This window comes from Leptotrichia wadei (assembly GCF_007990445.1).
Classification (GTDB): Bacteria; Fusobacteriota; Fusobacteriia; order Fusobacteriales; family Leptotrichiaceae; genus Leptotrichia; species Leptotrichia wadei_A.
This window is the reverse complement of the sequence record NZ_AP019841.1, coordinates 2245209-2265493: the sequence shown is the minus strand read 5'-3', so window position 1 is coordinate 2265493 and position 20285 is coordinate 2245209. Positions and strand designations below refer to the sequence as shown.

The 20285-nt window shown below is 32.0% G+C and carries 16 protein-coding genes, 1 tRNA gene and 3 rRNA genes; 18 read left to right on the top strand and 2 right to left on the bottom strand.

Features of this window, described 5'->3' with window-relative positions; all coding sequences use genetic code 11:
* The first annotated feature begins 42 nt into the window (after positions 1-42).
* From rpsF to FVE74_RS10665, 7 genes are all read left to right on the top strand, one after another.
* Positions 43-327 (top strand): 30S ribosomal protein S6, encoded by a 285-nt coding sequence (gene rpsF / locus FVE74_RS10695; protein ID WP_147004490.1) that lies wholly within the window; start codon positions 43-45, stop codon positions 325-327.
* 68 nt (positions 328-395) lie between these two features.
* Positions 396-830 carry a single-stranded DNA-binding protein gene (locus FVE74_RS10690; RefSeq protein WP_147004489.1) on the top strand — a complete coding sequence of 145 codons (435 nt, stop codon included), beginning with the start codon at positions 396-398 and terminating at the stop codon, positions 828-830.
* Positions 831-887: 57 nt separating this feature from the next.
* The gene (gene rpsR, locus FVE74_RS10685) at positions 888-1127 is read left to right on the top strand and encodes a 30S ribosomal protein S18 (protein ID WP_018498449.1); all 240 of its coding nucleotides are present in this window, start codon (positions 888-890) and stop codon (positions 1125-1127) included.
* 448 nt (positions 1128-1575) lie between these two features.
* Complete coding sequence (locus FVE74_RS10680; protein WP_147004488.1) at positions 1576-2241, top strand: lipoprotein; 666 nt, start codon at positions 1576-1578, stop codon at positions 2239-2241.
* 22 nt (positions 2242-2263) lie between these two features.
* On the top strand, positions 2264-2839 hold the full coding sequence (locus FVE74_RS10675) for a DUF937 domain-containing protein (protein WP_147004487.1): 576 nt from the start codon (positions 2264-2266) through the stop codon (positions 2837-2839).
* Between the two features lie 348 nt (positions 2840-3187).
* The gene (locus FVE74_RS10670; protein ID WP_147004486.1) at positions 3188-4543 is read left to right on the top strand and encodes a DUF2207 domain-containing protein; all 1356 of its coding nucleotides are present in this window, start codon (positions 3188-3190) and stop codon (positions 4541-4543) included.
* Positions 4544-4563: 20 nt separating this feature from the next.
* Positions 4564-5532: a transposase gene (locus FVE74_RS10665; RefSeq protein ID WP_147004485.1), complete on the top strand. Its 969-nt coding sequence runs from the start codon at positions 4564-4566 to the stop codon at positions 5530-5532.
* A gap of 179 nt (positions 5533-5711) precedes the next feature.
* On the opposite strand, the gene FVE74_RS10660 is transcribed toward FVE74_RS10665, so the two are convergent.
* Positions 5712-6926, bottom strand: a complete 1215-nt coding sequence (locus FVE74_RS10660; RefSeq protein ID WP_147004484.1) for an ATP-binding protein — start codon at positions 6924-6926, stop codon at positions 5712-5714.
* 231 nt (positions 6927-7157) lie between these two features.
* Positions 7158-7421, bottom strand: a complete 264-nt coding sequence (locus tag FVE74_RS10655) for a SemiSWEET family transporter (RefSeq protein ID WP_146962156.1) — start codon at positions 7419-7421, stop codon at positions 7158-7160.
* Positions 7422-7625: 204 nt separating this feature from the next.
* Between FVE74_RS10655 and FVE74_RS10650 the strand changes: the two genes are divergently transcribed.
* The 11 genes from FVE74_RS10650 to FVE74_RS10600 all read left to right on the top strand — a co-directional run bounded on the left by FVE74_RS10650 (position 7626) and on the right by FVE74_RS10600 (position 20213).
* A complete protein-coding gene (locus FVE74_RS10650; RefSeq protein ID WP_147004483.1) occupies positions 7626-9557 on the top strand; it encodes an ABC-F family ATP-binding cassette domain-containing protein in 1932 nt (643 codons plus the stop codon).
* 13 nt (positions 9558-9570) lie between these two features.
* Complete coding sequence (locus tag FVE74_RS10645; protein WP_147004482.1) at positions 9571-11931, top strand: SIR2 family protein; 2361 nt, start codon at positions 9571-9573, stop codon at positions 11929-11931.
* 272 nt (positions 11932-12203) lie between these two features.
* The gene (locus FVE74_RS10640; RefSeq protein WP_147004481.1) at positions 12204-12467 is read left to right on the top strand and encodes a hypothetical protein; all 264 of its coding nucleotides are present in this window, start codon (positions 12204-12206) and stop codon (positions 12465-12467) included.
* On the top strand, positions 12451-12957 hold the full coding sequence (locus FVE74_RS10635; RefSeq protein ID WP_147004480.1) for a hypothetical protein: 507 nt from the start codon (positions 12451-12453) through the stop codon (positions 12955-12957). The genes FVE74_RS10640 and FVE74_RS10635 overlap by 17 nt, the downstream gene beginning before the upstream one ends.
* Positions 12958-13256: 299 nt before the next feature.
* The gene (locus FVE74_RS10630) at positions 13257-13655 is read left to right on the top strand and encodes a zinc transporter 7-A (protein ID WP_147004479.1); all 399 of its coding nucleotides are present in this window, start codon (positions 13257-13259) and stop codon (positions 13653-13655) included.
* A gap of 76 nt (positions 13656-13731) precedes the next feature.
* Positions 13732-14478, top strand: a complete 747-nt coding sequence (locus FVE74_RS10625) for an N-acetylmuramoyl-L-alanine amidase family protein (protein WP_147004478.1) — start codon at positions 13732-13734, stop codon at positions 14476-14478.
* Positions 14479-14762: 284 nt separating this feature from the next.
* Positions 14763-16274, top strand: a 16S ribosomal RNA gene (locus FVE74_RS10620).
* A gap of 113 nt (positions 16275-16387) precedes the next feature.
* Positions 16388-19287, top strand: a 23S ribosomal RNA gene (locus FVE74_RS10615).
* 59 nt (positions 19288-19346) lie between these two features.
* Positions 19347-19459, top strand: a 5S ribosomal RNA gene (gene rrf / locus FVE74_RS10610).
* Together the 16S, 23S and 5S rRNA genes with 1 tRNA gene alongside form the textbook arrangement of a ribosomal RNA operon.
* Before the next feature lie 16 nt (positions 19460-19475).
* Positions 19476-19552 (top strand) — tRNA-Asn (locus tag FVE74_RS10605).
* A 49-nt stretch (positions 19553-19601) separates the two neighbouring features.
* Positions 19602-20213 (top strand): glycosyltransferase, encoded by a 612-nt coding sequence (locus tag FVE74_RS10600; RefSeq protein ID WP_147004477.1) that lies wholly within the window; start codon positions 19602-19604, stop codon positions 20211-20213.
* The last annotated feature ends 72 nt before the right edge of the window (positions 20214-20285 follow it).

Here is a 20285-nt window from a genome sequence, read left to right as displayed (position 1 = left end):
TTTAGAAGTAGGGCTAAAAAGCCATAGGAAAGGAGAAAGAAAATGAGAAATTATGAAATTATGTTTATTTTATCTACACAATTAACAGATGAAGAAAAACAAGCTGGAGTTGCATTTGTAGAAGAAACATTAAAAGTTGCAGGAGCAGCTGAAGTTAAGACAGAAGTTTGGGGAGATAGAAAATTAGCTTATCCAATTAAGAAAAAAGAAAATGGATACTATGTTTTAACAACATTCCAAGCAGATGGAACTAAATTTACTGAAATTGAATCAAAATTAAATATTAATGAATCAATTTTAAAATATATGATTGTTAAAAACGACTAATTTAAAGTATTATAATTGATAAATACAAAAATTTGAGGTTAAAAAAATATTATAATTAGGGGGAAATTATGAACGTAGTAATATTAATGGGAAGAATGACAAGAGATCCTGAATTAAAGTATACTTCAGGAGGTAAAGCATATACTAGTTTTACGCTGGCTGTGCAAAAAATGAAAGATGATGCTGAGTTTATTGACTGTATTGCCTGGGAAAAGACAGCAGAAACCATTGCTGAATATTTTAGAAAAGGTAGAAAAATTCTTGTGCAAGGACGTTTGAATGTAAGCAGTTACGAACAAAACGGCGAAAAAAGAAAATCTACAAAAGTTGTTGTAAGTAGTTTTGAGTTTGTTGAAAGTTCAGGAACTAGCAATAATAATGGCGGGTATCAGCAAAATCAGCCTTATAATGGAAATGGCGGAAATAGCGGAAGTAAACCAGTTCATAATAATACATATGAAAATGATGACGATACGGATGATAATGAAGATTTTCCGTTTTAGTAACTAGGCAAGTTTTATAAAAAAATTGCTATAAAAGTTTTTAGGAGGTGCAAATTAATGAGAGCTAAACCAGTTACAGAATTTAAAAGAAGAAAAAGAAGACCAAAAGTTAAATTTAAAGTAGAAGATATTAACTATAAAAATGTTGAATTATTAAAAAACTTTATGAATGATAAGGGAAAAATCTCTCCTGCGAGAGTAACAGGATTAGAAGCTAAAGTTCAAAGAAAAATTGCAAAAGCAATTAAAAGAGCTAGACAAATCGCTTTAATGCCTTATACAAGAATTGAAAAATAATAATAAATTTTTCTTTTAATTGAAAATTACGGTTATATATTTATAATTTTAGCCGTAATTTAGTTAAAAATCCAAGACTATTTAAAATAAGTTTGGCTTGTTTATAAATAGTCTTTTTTTATGAAAAAATGTGGAAAAATTAAGATTAATATTGTATAATGTATCAAATATACATAATCCCTTTAATATTGAACTGAAAATTAATATTGTTTCTCATTTAAGCAGTGAATTTATACTATTTTCCATTTAAACAGCGGATTAGTTATAAGTTTGACTTAATATAACTTCTATTTTTATGGAATTTGAGATTACTTTAAAGAAAAAAAATTACTTGCTATAGATAACTATTTTTTCCAATAGCAATAGTTAAAAAAGTAATGGGAATACAATATTTAAGTTTAGTTTTAAAGTGGTTTTGCTGTATAAAAAAAAATAGGTGGTAATAAAAATGCTGAATAAAAAAATGAATATAATTTTACTTTTTTTATTTATTTTTATGGCAGGATGTGATAAAAAAGGGAGTGAAGCGAAAGAAAAAAGAGATAATCCTGAGAATATACAAAGTAAAACTGCAAAGGAAAACATTTTTTCAAATAATTCAATAGAAAAAATAATAGAAATATTTTCAAAAAAATCTAAAAGTAATAAAGTAAGTATTGAAAATTTTGAAAAATTAACTTATGAAAATAAAAATTATTATTATGCTAAAATACATTCAAGAGGAAATGCCGTTTATGCCCTTGATTATAGTGGACTAAGTGCAACTAGCATATTTTTAAAGGTTAATAATGTAAATGGGGCAAATTTGGGAATTATTGAAAATATGGTTGTAAATTTGATACAAGTGTCTGATGAAAATATTAAGGATTCAGAAGCTAGAGCAATTTATACAAAAATTTTGTCAAATTTGGGAGAAAAGGAATTATCAAGCCTTTTAACCTATACAAATGGCATAATTTATGGAATAAGAATAGATCCTGCAACAGGAGAACTTATATTTTTTGCTAGGGAATCGGAAGATGAAAAGGCAGTAACAAGTATTCCAAAATTAAATTTTATTGATAAGAAAAAAGTTAGTGAAAAAGCATTAACAAAATTGGGAGAAAGTAAATAATTTAAGAAAAAATGGAGGTAAAATGAATTTAGAAGCATTATTAGGACTTTTACAAGGACAAGATTTAGGGAAATTAGCTGAGCAAGTTGGAGGAAGCAGCACAGAAGCGAGAAATGGAGTAGCAGCGGCTCTACCAGCAATTTTGGCGGCAGTTAATAAAAACGCAAATAATAGCGAAAAAGCACAAGGATTGAATAAAGCGTTGGAACAGCACGATGGCTCAGTATTAAATAATCTTGGAAGTTATTTGCAAAATCCAGATTTAAAAGATGGAGCAGGAATTTTGAACCATTTATTTGGTGGAAATACGCAAAATGTGGCAAATGCAGTTTCTCAGTCGAGCGGTTTAGATGCACAAGGAAGTTTGAAGATGTTAGAAACTTTAGCACCATTGGTTTTGGGAGCGTTGGGACAACAGAAAAAGGAAAATAATTTAGACGCACAAGGAATTAGTAATTTAACTTCAAATCTTGCAGCGAATTTTGCTGGAGAAGGTGGAATTATGAGTATGATTACAAATTTATTAGATGCGAATAAAGATGGAAATGTGATGGATGATTTAACTGGAATGATTGGTAAATTATTTGGTGGAAAATAAAAATAAAAATTTAAAAATAATTAGTTTTAGCAAGTTGTAAAAATTCTTGCTATAAAATATAATTTAGTAAATAAAAGGAATTACTTGAAATCTTGAGTAGTTCTTTTTATTTATTGAATAAATTTATTTTCAAAAAATTAAATGTTTTAAATACAGCAATTAATACATTTCCTGTTTAATACTATTCCCCGTTTAAAAAGCGAATATTTATTGTAACAAGAGGTCTTAACTTCTCGTTACAAAAAAATAAATAAAATATAGTTTCTATTTTTCAAATAGGATTTAGAATAAAATATGATATAATAAATATTATTTGTTAATTTTTTATAGTTGTCAGTGGAGGATTTTATGAGAGAAATAACAATTATTTATATAATTGCGATTATAATTTTACTGATTTACTGCTTTTGGACAGTAAAATTTTGGGGCAAAAATTTTTTTAAAAAAGATGTCATTCCAAATTTGAAAGTTCCGAAAAGCATTTCTGCAATGGGAGTTGGAATTTTGAATAATTCTAGGCCGGAGAAAAATTTTCATATTGGGATATTTTCTTTGGTTGAGAAAAATTTTATAACTGCGAAAAGAGAAAAACTTTTTGAAAATATGGATTTTCAAACGGATATTTTGTATAAGAAAAATTTGGAAAAATCTAAAAGTAATTATTACAGACAAGATGAGCTTTTTGCAGAAGAGCGATGGGTTTTAGATAGCTTGGCGGATTCTGAAAATGGGATTTTAAGTGATTATCAAAGTTTTGGAAATAGAGAGAAATTGCCGAAAATGGATGAAAAGAATGTTGATAGGAGAAAAGAGATTTTTAGAGAAGTCTTGCAAGTGCTAATAACTTTTTTAGTAGCTTTTTTGATAAATGTAATTTTAAAGGGTTCTTCGGATAATTCGAGTAACGGCTCTTCGAGTAGTTCATATAATCAAAAATCTTTAGATCCTTTTTTTGAAAAAATGTTTGAAATTTATAAAAGGACGAAGAAAAAGTTTTTAGGTTCATTTTGGTCGCCTGAAAAATTGGAAGAATTTATAATTTACAAGAAAAATTCAGGATTTTATATCTTTTATTTTGGAGTTATTTTAGCTTCAATTATAATGACAAGTAAAGATGTAAAATTTGGAAGTGGGGAAGGAAATTTTGGACTTATAGTTTTAGCTGCAATAATCGTTTTTTTCTTGGAAAGTCTTTGGCTAAGAATATTATTTTTACCGATATTTTCTAAGTATATCCCAAAAATAGCAAAAATTTTTATTGCATTGGCATTTTTATTTTCATTGTATAGTTTTATGTTGCCAAATATTGCGTTCATATTTGGACTAAGATTTTATATTTTAATTCCACTGACATTTGTAATTTTATTTTTTATTTACAAGAAATTAATCGTGCGATATACTGAAAATGGACTTTTGGCCATGAATGAAATTGAATCATTCAGAAAATACATTTTAAATTTTGAAAAATTGGAAATTCCCACTTTTTCAAGTGAAGATGAATTAATCGAAAATTTTCAGCAAATGTATATTTATGCTTTTGCTTTGGGAATTGAAAAAAGATTTTTGAATTTTTTGGATGTTACTTTGGAGAAAAATAATTTTGCTGGGCGAAAAGAAGTTATTTATGAAAAACTTTTGATTTCGACTGTTTTTTGTGATAAAAAATTGTTGGGAGAATTGAAACTTAATGTTATGGGAAGATGATTTTTAAGGGAGGTAATTTTATGAAAAAATTTTTAGAAAAAACTGGGAAAGATGAGTTGTTGGAATATTGGCGTTTGTCTAAAGGGAGATTTGATGCTGGGAATTTTGTAGGAATTAATGGTGAATTTGCTATTTTTACATCAATCAGTCCGTATGGGAAAAATGGCGGATTTAGATTTATAAAGATAGATGATTTGAAAAAATTTGGGAAAAATACAGAATATTTGGAATTAATGAAGGAAAAAATAGAAGAAAGAAAATCTAGTGACAGAAAAATTATTGAACTTGAAAAAAATAAATTTTTTAAGGAATTGTTTAAATATTTCAAAAAGAATAAAATTAAATTAAGATTATTTTATGAAGATGACTATCAGAGAGAAGGATATTTAGTAAAAGAATCAAAAGAAATTTTACACTTTCAATGGTGTGATGAGGGCGATAGGGAATCAGAAGAATTTATAAGAAAAAGTGAAATGAAAAGTATAGAGATAGGGAAAAATGTTGTTAGAGATATTGTCGTTAAAGATGATAAAATTCAGAAAAATAAAATTGTAATAGCGAGAAATGATATTCAAGGAAGTGTTATTTTTCAAGATGAAAATTATACGTTAATTTATGAAAATGATTTGTTCTGGGCAGATTGCAAGTTTATAATAATAAAAACATCAGACATTTGGGAAATTACAGAAAAAGTTTATCATATAGAAACAGAGAATGTATCTTTAGAAGAAATTTTGCCTGATATTTCAAATATGGAAATAAAGGAAATCTTGAAAAAATGTTTTGAAAATAAAATATTAGTACATTTTGAGTATGAAAAATCATATTTTGAGAAATTTGGGATAATTGAAAGATTTGATAATGAGAAAATAATTTTAAAAGAAATAGATAAAATGACGGGAATTTTTGTTTCTAAATCAGAAATATTGATTAAAGATATTTCGTTTTTATTTGTGAGAAATTGTAGAGTTTTGAGAGTAGTAGAGTAAAACTATGGCTTTGTTTGATATAGTAAAAAAAGAGAACTGATTCGGTTAGTTCTCTTTCATTTTTGTATATTATTTTGAAAATTTTTGGATAAAATTTTTTATATTCATGATGTCATTGTATTATAAAAATCAGTAAAATAAAATATTTTAAAATAAAAATTTTTACTATAATTCCAAAATCATAAATCCAGCAAAAAATCTATAATCTTTTTCCGTTGAATTCCATTTATATTATATTCATCTAAATTATCCATAGAAAGAACATATTTTGGATAGTTGTCTTCAATGTTTTTTAATGGAGAAAATTCTCGTTCAATGGTGTTTTCTGAGGCTAAAAGATAAGTTGCTTGAATATATAATTTTTTATCTTCTTTTTGTGCGATGAAATCAATTTCTTTTGTTTTTAATTTTCCGATATTCACATTGTATTTTCTTCTTAACAGTTCTAAATAGATGATGTTTTCAAGATGACCAGCGATGTCGTTTGCTTTGTAGCCTAATTGAGAATGTTTTAAGCCTAAGTCAAGAAGATAAAATTTTTCTTGTGTTTCTAAAATGGATTTTCCTTTTATGTCATATCTTTGAACTTTTGAAATAATATACGCATTTTCAAGTGCCTTTAAATAATTGTAAACGGTTTCAACACTTAATTTTCTACCTTGATTTTTCAAAAAATCTGAAATTTTTTTGGCAGAAAAAATGTTTCCAATATTGTCAAAAATATATAAAATTATTCGTTCTAAAAGTTCAATATCCCTTATATTATTTCTCGCAACAACATCTTTTAGCAAGACAGAATTATAAATATCAGTCAAATACTGATAAATTGAAGTTTTATCTTGATTGAAATTGTGGATGGCAGGTAAACCTCCAAATTGCAAATATTTTTCAAAATATTCTTCATTGCTGTAAATTTTTTCTGGATTTTGAATTTTGGAAAAATCTATAAATTCTTTAAAAGATAAAGGAAAAACCTTTATTTCAACATATCTTCCTGCAATGTAGGTAGCCAACTCTGAAGACAATAAATTAGCATTCGAACCAGTGATATAAATATCACAATCTAAGTCAACTAGCAATGAATTTATCATTTTTTCCCAAGAAGCAACTTCTTGAATTTCATCGAGTAAAATATAAATTTTACCAGCTAAATTTTTTGATTTTTCAATAATATAGCTATATAATTTTTGAAAATTTGCAAATTCAGCGAACATTAAAGATTCAAAATTAATAAAAATAATATTCTCTTTATTAATTCCCTTTTCTTCAAGTTCTTTAGATATTAATTTTAAAATCATAGATTTCCCGCTTCTACGCATACCAGTAATAACTTTTATTATCGGCTTATCCATAAATTTTCTAATTTCTTTTAAATATTGCTCTCTTTTTATCATTTTATCACCACCTATATTAATATATACAAGAAATTATATACTAAATTAAAAAGTTTTTCAACTTATACTAGAAAAACTTTTCGAAATAACATATTTTTTGCTTATATACTAGAAAAAATAAATAAAAATTTCTGATAAAATAAAAAAAGAGGCATAAAACCTCTTTTTGTTTTTAAATAAAAGTATAATAAAAATATTTAATAGTAAATTTCATTTTTTATAAATAAAAATTTATAAAGCTGTAATAAAAGTTAAAAATCCTAATATCACTCCAGCTAAATTTGGAACGATAAGAATAAAATCTTTTTTAGGTTCTTTAGTCCATCCGTAAATAACCCAAATTAGACAAGAAATCGAAGCCGTAAGAGGTTGCCAAGGCTGAGCTTTTTCTCCTCCTAAATTAGCAATAATTTGAGGAATATAGGTTATAAACACAAAAACTCCAATAAATGCTCCAATTGAACCAACAACCGTGTTAATTTTCTTTTTGTTCATAAAATTACCTCCTTTTTAAAAAGTACATATATAAATTATATCAAAGTTTAATATTATTGTCAAATTTAAAAGAAAAATTTCTTTAATGAGAAATTCCCAAACATTGTAAACAAATATCAAAAATGATATAATTTAACGAATAAAATTAAAATATAAGATATAAAAAAATAATTTGATAAAAATAGAGAAAAGGAAGGGAATTTGATGAGTTTAGTGCAATTTAATAGGGTGTATAAGCAGTTTGCTGGGGAATATATATTGAAGGATATTAATTTTACGATTGAGGAGAAGGATAAGATTGGGCTTGTTGGGGTGAATGGAGCTGGGAAATCGACGATTATTCGGATGTTACTTGATAGAGAGCGAATTGATGGGGCGGAAGATAATTTGAATGAAGTTGGGAATATTGTGAAAATTGCTTCGATGAAAATTGGATATTTGTCGCAAAATCATGAGTTTTCGGATGAAAAAAATACGATTTATGAAGAGATGATGTCGGTTTTTGCAGAAGAGAGGGAAATTTGGCATGAACTTCAGAAGGTTAATTTGCTTTTGGGAACGGCTGAAAATGATGAGCTGGAAAAATTGATTAATAAGTCTGCGGAGTTGTCGTCGCTTTATGAGGCGAAGGGCGGATATGATATTGAGTATAAGATAAAGCAGATTTTGACTGGGCTGGAGCTGACTGAGGAATATTACAATTTGGTGCTGAAAGATTTGAGCGGTGGAGAGCAAACTAGGGTTTCACTTGCAAAATTGCTGTTGTCTGAGCCAGATTTGCTAATTTTAGATGAGCCGACAAACCATTTAGATTTGGTTTCAATTGAGTGGCTGGAAGACTATTTGAAACGGTATGCGAAGGCGTTTTTGCTTGTTTCACATGATAGAATTTTCTTGGATAATGTTTGTAACAAAATTTTTGAAATTGAGAATAAGAAATTGCATAAATATGATGGGAATTTTTCTGCATTTATCATTCAAAAAGAGATGATTTTAAAAGGGGAAATGAAGCGTTACGAAAAAGAGCAGGAAAAAATTAAGAAAATGGAAGAATACATTGACAGATTCCGTGCTGGAATAAAGGCTAGACAGGCAAAAGGTCGACAAAAAATTCTAGATAGAATCGAGCGAATGGACGACCCTGTTTTTAATCCGCAAAGAATGAAATTGAAATTTGAAACAGATACAATTACTGGTGACAATGTTTTAAAAGTGAATGGAATTTCAAAAAGTTTTGACAACAAAAAAGTGTTGAATAATGTGAGTTTTCAGTTATTTCGTGGAGAAAGAGTCGGAATTATTGGAAAAAATGGGATTGGGAAATCGACTTTGCTAAAAATTTTGGTAAATAAATTGAAGCAGGATTCAGGAACTGTCGAGTTTGGTTCTCGTGTAAAAGTCGGTTATTACGACCAAAATCACATGGATTTAACTCCAGCAAACAATATTTTGCAGGAAATTAATAATTCTCTAAATTTGACGGAAGAATATTTACGAACACTTGCGGGAGCTTTCTTGTTTTCAGGCGATGATGTTTTGAAAAAAGTAGAAAAATTGAGCGGTGGAGAAAAAGTTAGAGTTTCATTCTTAAAATTGTATATGCAAAGAGCGAATTTCCTAATTTTAGATGAGCCTACAAACCATCTGGATATTTACTCAATTGAAGTTTTGGAAGATGCATTAGAAGATTTTGACGGAACAATACTTGTCGTATCGCATAATCGTCACTTTTTAGACACAGTTTGTAATACAATCTACTATCTTGATGAAAATGGTCTTACGAAATTTAAGGGAAATTACGAAGATTACAAGGAAAGTTTGAAAAACAATAAATCGAATCCGACTGCAACTGACATTGAAACAAAAGAAGAGCAAAAATTGTCATATCAGGAGCAAAAAGAACTTTCTAAAAAAATCTCGAAATTGAAAAGAGATATTGCAAAATTGGAAGAAAAAATGGAGAAAATCTCAGAAAAACGGGAAGAATTGAATAAAGATTATGAAGAAGCCGGGCGAAAAAATGATGTTGGAAAATTGATGGAAATTCAGGAGGAATTTGACAGATTGGATAGTGACGAGATGGAAATGATGGAAGAGTGGGATTCGAAGAGTGAGGAATTGAAGGGATTGGAATAAAGGAGGGAAAAAGGTGTTAGAACAAGATATTAGATTTTTAGCTGAAGAATTAGAAAAAGGAAAATTAGTAGTTTTTGTTGGAGCAGGAGTTTCTAAAAATAGTGGATTGCCAGAATGGGAAGAATTAATAAAAGATTATGCCGATTATAGAGGAATAAAAGAATTTACATCAAAACAATTTTTAACTATACCAGAAGAAGTTTTTGAAAGATATGGTAGTTTGAAATATTATGAAATTGCAGAAAAAAGATTTTTAGGGAAATATGTTCCCAATTCTATTCATAGAATTTTAAAAAAAATGAAATTGACTTATATAATTACAACAAATTATGATACATTAATTGAAGATGAAATAAAAAATTTACAAATTGTAAGTAAAGATGAAGATTTACCGTACACTAATTCTAACAGAATGCTTATAAAAATGCATGGTGATTTTGAAAATAAAAATATAGTTTTGAAGAAAAGTGATTATGATAATTATGAAAAAAATTTTCAATTAATTTCAACTCTTGTAAAAGGTTTATTTACAACAAATACAGTACTATTTATAGGTTATTCATACAGTGATACAAATGTGCAACAAATTATGAATTGGATAAAAGAAATTTTGAAAGAGAAAACTAGAAAGGCATTTCTTGTTGAATTTACAAACGAGGATAATAAAGAGGAAGAAAATGGTGAACAGATAAATAAAATTTCATTAAAACTTTTGAATGATACTAATGATGAAGTACTATATGAAAATAAAAAAGAAAGATTTAATAATAATTACGAGAAAACTTTAACTAAGTTTTTATCGAATATTTATAATGAAAAAGAGAATGTGAGGCAAGAAAAAATTTTTGAAATATATATAAATTTAAATTATTTAACAAAGCACAATTGGAATAAACTTAATAAATATTCTGAAATTCGTATAGATGAAGACTGGAAAAGAATTTTATATACAAGATTAGAGTTTAAAGATATAGAAAAATATGAAGAGATACTTTTTAAATCAAGGATAAAAAAAATTCTTCAGAGGATAAATAGAAATGAAAAAGAAATATTAATTCCTTTTTCTGAAAAAGGAATTACTCCTAAGAGAAAAGAACAAAAAAATATTTTAGAAGAAAAAATAGAAGTAGAAGAAAAATGTTTAAAAATAATTTGTGATTATGATTATAAAAATTTTCAGAATTTAGTAGAAGAATACAAAGAAAATAACAATATTAACAAATATGTAATTGTATATGGATATTTATTTTTTAAAAAAATAAATAAAGCAAAAGAAACAATAAAAAGTATGATAGAAGAAAAAGAAAATGTTAATAGTAAAAATGAAAAATTAGTTTGGGATAACTTTATATTGAGTATTATTGAATTTATGGAAATAACACATGCAGAAGAAAATTTAAATAAAACTTTTGAAAGTATAGAAGAAAGTTTGGAAGATAAGTATTTTGAATATTTTAAATATGAAACAGAACTTTTTAATGAAATATTTAAATATTCAACTTTAGAAGCTTTAAATAAGGAAATGAACAAATTATTTGATAAAGTAAGAAAAGGGAAAAGTACTTCATATGTAATGGGAACACCTCCGTCATACAAAGCTATAATTTTGTCAAGAGATTTATTTTATTTTTGTTCTTTAAATGGAATATTTGGAAATTCATTTTCTGATTATTCAGAATTTATGAAAAAGTACATTGAAATTTTACTCATGTCGTATACTAATAAGAATATTGAGGTCAAAAATCAGATGTTTAAAAACAGAAACCTTATAGAAGAATTTGAATATTTTGATTTTTTTATGATGTTAGAATTAAGTTACAGTGATTTGAAAAAATTATTTAATGAATATGAGATAAAAGATTTAAAATGTGAGAAAGAAATTTTCGATAAATTAATTGTATTACTCAAAAATATACTTGATTGGATAATAGAGAATGATAACGAATTTATGGAAAAAATAGATACTTTAGAAAGTATTTTACTAATAATCTCGAAATTAAATTTAATAGAAACTCAGTTTGAAAAATTAGTTGACATAATATTAAATGATAAAAATAGCAATGTCTTTTTTGAAAATAATTATGCTTTGGATGTAGCAGATAACTTTATAGTTATAATTTATAAAAATTTTAAAAATTTAAACAAAGAGTTTTTTGATAAGATATTGGAAAAGATTTTTTTAATTGATAGGAAAAGAATAGATGAAAATTTATTGGATCACATTACATACTATTTTAATAAAAAAGAAATGCCAAAAATTTCAAAAAATGATAAAATAAAAAACTTTATTAATAAAAATAATTTAAAAATAAAATGTTATTTTTTAAGAATAATAGATGAAATATATTTTGAAGAGTTAAAAATGAAATACTAAAAGAAATAAAAGATACACTAAATATAGAAGTTTATAGTTTTTTATTAAATCAAAAATTTATAGATTTTATTCCAGAAACAGAAGATAAAATAATAAAAGAATTAGATAGAATTTTTCAAAAAAAAGATACAGATATAAATAATTTAATAAGTTATACATCTGAAAAAGAAAAGATTTTAGATTTTTTATTAGTATCGGGTTTAAATAATAAATTACCGATTTCTTTTATAGAAAAATTAAAAAAATATAAAAATAAGGAATTTTTTAAATCGTTGGAACAATATGAGTCAGAGATATTATGGAAATACATATTAAATCAAGAAAATTTTGATTATTCTGAATTTACAGAAAATGAGTTAGAGAAATTTTCAAAAATAAGAATAAAAAATCTTTTAGAAAAAAATAATAAAAAATTAATAAAATTAGTGAGAGAATATATTTTTTCTAAAATTAAGAATAATGATAATATTTCAAATAATAGTATTGTAGAAGCTTATTTTGAATGGGAGAGTGAAAAAAATGAAGCTACAGAATAAAGATTCTGTAATGAATTTAGGAGATACAAGTTTTAGAAGAAAAAATTTATTAGATGATTATAAAGTAATATTGCAAGGAATTACGGAACAATTGGAAGAATGGAATATAAATAATAGTTCGCAAATGACTTTTTATCAATATGTTGCTAAAAGTGGATTGATAAATGATACATTTTATGGAGATTACTATTCTTTTATATCTGATAAATTTAAAGAAAGTATTTTTGAAAAATATAAAGATAAGAGATATAAAAAGAATAAAATAGTTAAAGATTATAAAAGTTTGCTAGAATGTTTTGTTTTGGAACAGAAAAAAAGAGGAAGAACTTATACGAATGCACTTGTAAAAATAGGACTTGTAGATGAAAAAAGAAAAATAACAGCAGTTGGAGAATCGTTGTTAGATGGAGATACAAAACAGGATGATATTGAAAAAATGAATATTTTAAAGAACTTAAACAAAAGTATGATCAAACTTGTTCTAAGTTGAAAGTTCCAAATAATAGATATTCTGCATTAAAAAATGTATTTTTGATTGAATTGGAGAAAATAAAAGATAATAAAGAAATGTTTGAAGAAAATTTTTTAAAATTTATAGAAGAGACACCAAAGTTTGTAAATACAGATTTATTTGTTACGAAATATTCTGGAAGATCAAAACAGTTTAATATTAAAAATTTTAATAGAAAAAGAGCAAATAATTTTTTAAGAACAGGGTTTGGTTATGCTTTTGATAAATCATATAATTTTAAAAAAGTGTGATGGATAGATAAATAAGAGGAGGAGAACATGGAAAAATTAGTAAGAAGAGGTGGTGGCGGACATTCTCACGGTGGAGGACACAGCCATTCTCATGGAAGTGGCGGAAGTCATCATTATGGTGGTCACTATGGTGGAGAACATAGTAGCGGAGAGCATTCGAGAGGACATTCGGATGGAGAAGGAGATGGAAAATCTAAAAAATCTGGTGATGATGAGCAAGAAAATTCGTCATCTTTTTGGAGAAGTCGTGGTTCTCATTCAAGCAGTTCAAGTCGAAAAAATTGTGAAAATATTGTTGATATTAAGAAAAGACAGGATTGTATTGAAAGTAATAGTAATGCTAATAATCTTGAAATATTTTTTATCTTTTGTGCTGTGATAGTTTTTATTTTTTTAAAAATAAAAGATTTTGGGAAAAAATATTAAAATAAAAGATTGAAATTACAAATATTATAAATATTGCTTGGCAAATTATAAAAAAAGTAAAAAAATAGGAGAAATTATGATAGAAGGAATAATAAATATAATAAAAAAGATGTTATCAATATTAACATTAAGTACAACAGCAGTTGCTCCAATAAATACTGAAAATACAAACCATATTGCAAATGTTGGAAAAAAAGAATTAATTTGTATTGATCCTGGACATCAAATAAAAGGAGATCCAGGCTTAGAAGAAGTTGCACCAGGCTCATTAGAAAAAAAGCCAAAAGTTTCATCTGGAGCAATGGGAGTAGCAACGAAAAAATATGAATATCAGCTTGTGCTTGAAGTAGGATTGAAATTAAGAGATGAATTACAAGGTAAGGGTTATAAAGTGTTTATGGTACGTGAAACAAATGATGTAAATATCAGTAATAAAGAACGTGCAATTAAAACAAACGAAGCAGGATGCTCGTTGTATGTAAGACTTCATGCAGATGGAGTAGATAATTCTTCTGTAAATGGAGCTTCAGTATTAACTTCTTCACAAAAAAATCGCTACACACAAAGTGTTCAAAAATCCAGTGATAAATTTTCACATGATGTTCTATCTGAATACATAAAATCAACAGGAGCAAAAAATCGCGGGGCTTCCTATAGAGATGACCTTACAGGTACAAATTGGTCGAAAGTAACTAATACATTAATTGAATTAGGATTTATGTCAAATCCCGCAGAAGATAAAAAAATGTCAACATCAGAATATCAGAATAAAATGGTATTAGGAATAGTGAATGGTATAGAAAAATATTTGAAAGAAAAGTAGAAAAGAGATAAAGTGTTTGAAGAAATAATGAGTATACATTTTTGGTTACACTTTACTTGAGAATACACCGTTGAGAAAATTTGAAAAAAATTTCAAAAAAGTAGTTGACAAACATTTTCTTTTATGATAATATATATCTTGTCGATACGAAAATGTATCAACGGACAATAGAGATATTAATAATGTAAAGAAGCAATTAAGTGTATAATCAATAAAGTCAAGTATCTTGAAAAAGATAACGTCAAGACTAATTAGGTGAAATTTAAATATATGTGAATATATATTGAATGAAGAGTTTGATCCTGGCTCAGGATGAACGCTGACAGAATGCTTAACACATGCAAGTCTTTGGCGAAGCTGTGCTTGCACAGCCTAGCCAAGGCGGACGGGTGAGTAACGCGTAAGGAACTTGCCCTGCAGTCAGGGATAACAGACGGAAACGACTGATAAGACCTGGTAAAGTCAGGCGGACTCATGTCCAGCCTGATGAAAAGAGATGCTGCAGGAGAGCCTTGCGTCCTATTAGCTTGTTGGTGGGGTAACGGCCCACCAAGGCGATGATAGGTAGCCGGCCTGAGAGGGTGGACGGCCACAAGGGGACTGAGATACGGCCCTTACTCCTACGGGAGGCAGCAGTGGGGAATATTGGACAATGGGGGCAACCCTGATCCAGCAATTCTGTGTGCACGATGAAGGTTTTCGGATTGTAAAGTGCTTTCAGCAGGGAAGAAAAAAATGACGGTACCTGCAGAAGAAGCGACGGCTAAATACGTGCCAGCAGCCGCGGTAATACGTATGTCGCAAGCGTTATCCGGAATTATTGGGCATAAAGGGCATCTAGGCGGCCAGATAAGTCTGGGGTGAAAACTTGCGGCTCAACCGCAAGCCTGCCCTGGAAACTATGTGGCTAGAGTACTGGAGAGGTGGACGGAACTGCACGAGTAGAGGTGAAATTCGTAGATATGTGCAGGAATGCCGATGATGAAGATAGTTCACTGGACGGTAACTGACGCTGAAGTGCGAAAGCTAGGGGAGCAAACAGGATTAGATACCCTGGTAGTCCTAGCTGTAAACGATGATTACTGGGTGTGGGCATGAAGAGTGTCCGTGCCGAAGCTAATGCGATAAGTAATCCGCCTGGGGAGTACGGCCGCAAGGCTGAAACTCAAAGGAATTGACGGGGACCCGCACAAGCGGTGGAGCATGTGGTTTAATTCGACGCAACGCGAGGAACCTTACCAGATCTTGACATCCTGCGAAGGCCTGCGAGAGCAGGCTGTGCCTCCGGGAACGCAGAGACAGGTGGTGCATGGCTGTCGACAGCTCGTGTCGTGAGATGTTGGGTTAAGTCCCGCAACGAGCGCAACCCCTATTGCTAGTTGCCATCATTAGGTTGGGAACTCTAGCAAGACTGCCTGCGAAGAGCAGGAGGAAGGCGGGGATGACGTCAAGTCATCATGCCCCTTATGATCTGGGCTACACACGTGCTACAATGGCCGGTACAGAGAGCCGCAAGGCGGCAACGCCAAGCCAATCTTTAAAGCCGGTCCAAGTTCGGATTGAAGTCTGCAACTCGACTTCATGAAGCTGGAATCGCTAGTAATCGCAGATCAGCAATGCTGCGGTGAATACGTTCTCGGGTCTTGTACACACCGCCCGTCACACCACGAGAGTTGTCTGCACCTGAAGCTGCCGGTCCAACCGCAAGGAGGAAAGCATCTAAGGTGTGGATAGTGATTGGGGTGAAGTCGTAACAAGGTATCCGTACCGGAAGGTGCGGATGGATCACCTCCTTTCTAAGGAGAAACAAGCACTGCTTCTTTATATATCTTTATAACTGTTAGGACAATGGGAAATGAATAGTAGGTAAAAGATTATAACTAAACTAGAGTAAAAAGTTATTCTGGATATAAAAGCTAATAAGGGCACACGGAGGATGCCTAGGCAGCAACAGCCGACGAAGGACGTGATAAGCTGCGATAAGCCGGGAGAAGATGCACATAATCATTGATCCCCGGATTTCCGAATGGGTAAACCTGCATGCCTGGAGGGCATGCGTGAAAACGGCAAGCCTGCGAACTGAAACATCTAAGTAGCAGGAGGAAAAGAAAGTAAAAACGATTCCCCAAGTAGCGGCGAGCGAACAGGGAAAAGCCTAAACCGTGCCAGTGTCAAGCGGACAGCGTTGCTGGCACGGGGTTGCGGACTTCCATTAACGGATTGTCATAATGTTTAATCTGCATATGTGTAAGTGGAACCAGTTGGGAAGCTGGACCGAAGAAGGTGAAAGTCCTGTAGAACATAAAGCATATGTGGAGACTGGAAGCACCCGAGTAGCGTCAGGCACGAGGAATCTGGCGTGAATCAGCGTGGACCAAATCACGTAAGGCTAAATACTGTTGTTGACCGATAGTGAAGAGTACCGTGAGGGAAAGGTGAAAAGAACCCTGAGCAAGGGAGTGAAACAGAATTTGAAACCGTGTGCTTACAAACGGTAGGAGCACATTATGTGTGACTGCGTGGATTTTGGTTAATCATCCTGCGAGTTATGGCTGGTGGCAAGGTTAATAGACGGAGCCGAAGGAAACCAAGTCTTAATAGGGCGTCAAGTCGCCAGTCATAGACGCGAAACCTAGTGATCTAGGCCTGTCCAGGCTGAAGCTGAGGTAAGACTCAGTGGAGGGCCGAACTCACCGCCGTTGAAAAGTTGGGAGATGAGACAGGTCTAGGGGTGAAAAGCCAATCGAACTAGGAGATAGCTCGTTCTCTCCGAAATGCATTTAGGTGCAGCCTTGAACTGAGATATGTGGGGGTAGAGCTCTGTATGATCTAGGGGGCGTACTGCTTACCGAAATCAAGCAAACTGCGAATACCATATATTATGTTCAGGAGTGAGTCCGTGGATGACAAGGTCCTCGGACGAGAGGGGAACAGCCCAGACCGCCAGCTAAGGTCCCTAATTATGTCTAAGTGGGAAAGGAGGTGGACATTCATAGACAACCAGGAGGTTGGCTTAGAAGCAGCCATGCCTTGAAAGAGTGCGTAATAGCTCACTGGTCGAGAGTGCCTGCGCCGAAGATGTAACGGGGCTAAGACATAAACCGAAGCTGCGGAAGATACACCGTATCTTGGTAGGAGAGCGTTCTGTAGGCCGTCGAAGGGATGCCGCAAGGCCGTCCTGGAGGTATCAGAAGCGAGAATGCAGGAATGAGTAGCGAGAAGGCGGGCGAGAATCCCGCCGGCCGGAAGTCCAAGGTTTCCAGGGGAAGGCTTGTCCGCCCTGGGGAAGTCGGGACCTAAGCATAAGCAAAATTGTGATGGCGAATGGAAAACAGGTTAATATTCCTGTACCGCTGTTATCGCTTGAGAGACGGAGTGACGCAGGAAGGTATGCGAGAAGGCTGACGGTTTAGCCTTTCTAAGGGCCCAGCGTGGGCGTGCAGGCAAATCCGCACGCCTAAACGTGAGACCTGACGGGGAAGTGCATTTGCATAAGTCGCAGATCCTACACTGCCAGGAAAAACTTCTATCGATGAGAAGCAGCGCCCGTACTGTAAACCGACACAGGTGGACAGAGTGAGAAACTTAAGGCCGACAGGATAACTCTAGCTAAGGAACTCTGCAAAATAGCCCCGTAACTTCGGGAGAAGGGGTGCCTGACATACCTGAAGGAGAGAAGCGCTCCCAGGGGAAACAGGCCGCAGTGAAGAGTCTCAAGCAACTGTTTACCAAAAACACAGGTCTATGCTAAGCTGAAAGGCGACGTATATGGGCTGACACCTGCCCAGTGCCGGAAGGTTAAGAGGAGGAGTGAGAGCTCCGATTTGAAGCCCGGTGAACGGCGGCCGTAACTATAACGGTCCTAAGGTAGCGAAATTCCTTGTCGGGTAAGTTCCGACCTGCACGAATGGTGAAATGATTTGAGAGCTGTCTTGGCTGGAGACCTGGTGAAGTTGTAATGCCGGTGAAGATACCGGCTACCTGCAGTAGGACGGAAAGACCCCGTGGAGCTTTACTGTAGCTTGGCATTGGGTTCTGGCAATGTGTGTATAGGATAGTTGGGAGACTGTGATGTGATGGCGTCAGCCATTGCTGAGTCGCTGTTGGAATACCAACCATATGCTGTCGGAATTCTAATCTGGCAACGGAGACAGTGCTAGGTGGGCAGTTTGACTGGGGCGGTCGCCTCCCAAAGAGTAACGGAGGCGTTCAAAGGTTCCCTCAGGCTGGATGGAAATCAGCCTAAGAGTGCAAACGCATAAGGGAGCTTGACTGCAAGACTGACGGGTCGAGCAGGTACGAAAGTAGGAGTTAGTGATCCGGCGGTTCCGCATGGAAGGACCGTCGCTCAACGGATAAAAGCTACCCCGGGGATAACAGGCTGATACTTCCCAAGAGTCCATATCGACGGAAGTGTTTGGCACCTCGATGTCGGCTCGTCTCATCCTGGGGCTGGAGAAGGTCCCAAGGGTTGGGCTGTTCGCCCATTAAAGAGGCACGCGAGCTGGGTTCAGAACGTCGTGAGACAGTTCGGTCCCTATCCACTGCAGGCGCCTGAATATTGAAAAGATCTGACCTTAGTACGAGAGGACCGGGTTGGACAGACCTCTGATGTATCAGTTGTCACGCCAGTGGCATGGCTGAGTAGTCACGTCTGGTACGGATAACCGCTGAAAGCATCTAAGCGGGAAGCCGGCTTTGAGATGAATATTCGTAGTATCCATAGAGAACATATGGTCGATAGGCTAGGGGTGCAAGTGCAGCAATGCATTTAGCTGACTAGTACTAATATTACGTCTGCTTTTAAGATAATCTTTTGCTGCTGCTATTTATTTCTCATTGTCTTAATGGACAGTATATATATCTAGTTTGGTGATGATAACGACAGGGATACACCCGGAAACATTTCGAACCCGGCAGTTAAGTCTGTTAGTGCCTAAAATACTTGGATTCGTCCTGGGAAGATAGGTAGTTGCCAAACTTTTTTAAATATGTGTGTCTCCGTAGCTCAGCCGGTTAGAGCATCTGACTGTTAATCAGAGGGTCGTTGGTTCGAGTCCAACCGGGGACGCCATTTTTTGTTTTATGAGGAATTTTATAAATAAAGATAAACGAGGTTATTTATGTATGATTTTACAGCCTGTATTGTAACATATAATACACCAGCAAGCGATTTAGAAAGGATAATTAAGTGTTTTCAAAAGATTAAGTTGAATTTTAAGTTGTGGATATCAGATAATTCAGAAACAGATAATTTGAAGTTTTTTTTTGAAAAGACTGATGATGCTAGAATAGAATATATTTTTAATAATTCTAATAAAGGATTTGGAGCTGGACATAATGTAGTTATTAATAAATTAATCAGTAATTCTAAAATATCAGAATTTCATTTGATTATTAATGCGGATATTTATTTCGAGGAGAATATAATTGAAAAAATTGTTGAATATATGAAAAATCATAATGAAATTGGGCAAATAGGGCCAAGAATTAGAGATTTTGAAGGGAAATTCAGTTTGTGTCGAAGAATTGGACAGAAATACAAAGTTATTTATTTTCCGGAAGCTGAAATATTTCATGAGCATGGAAAAGCTTCGTATAAATCAAGAAAATTAATGATGTTTCACGTAAAATCGGCAATTAAGTATTTTAATAAGTGGGGATGGTTTTTTGATAAGGAGAGAAAAGTAAAAAATAGAAATTGTATGAGTAAATATAAAAAACAGAAATTGTAGTTTCTTTTATTATTAATAAAAAACAATTTACTTTGCTAGAAGGAATTTATAATTAATACAAAACCTTATTTG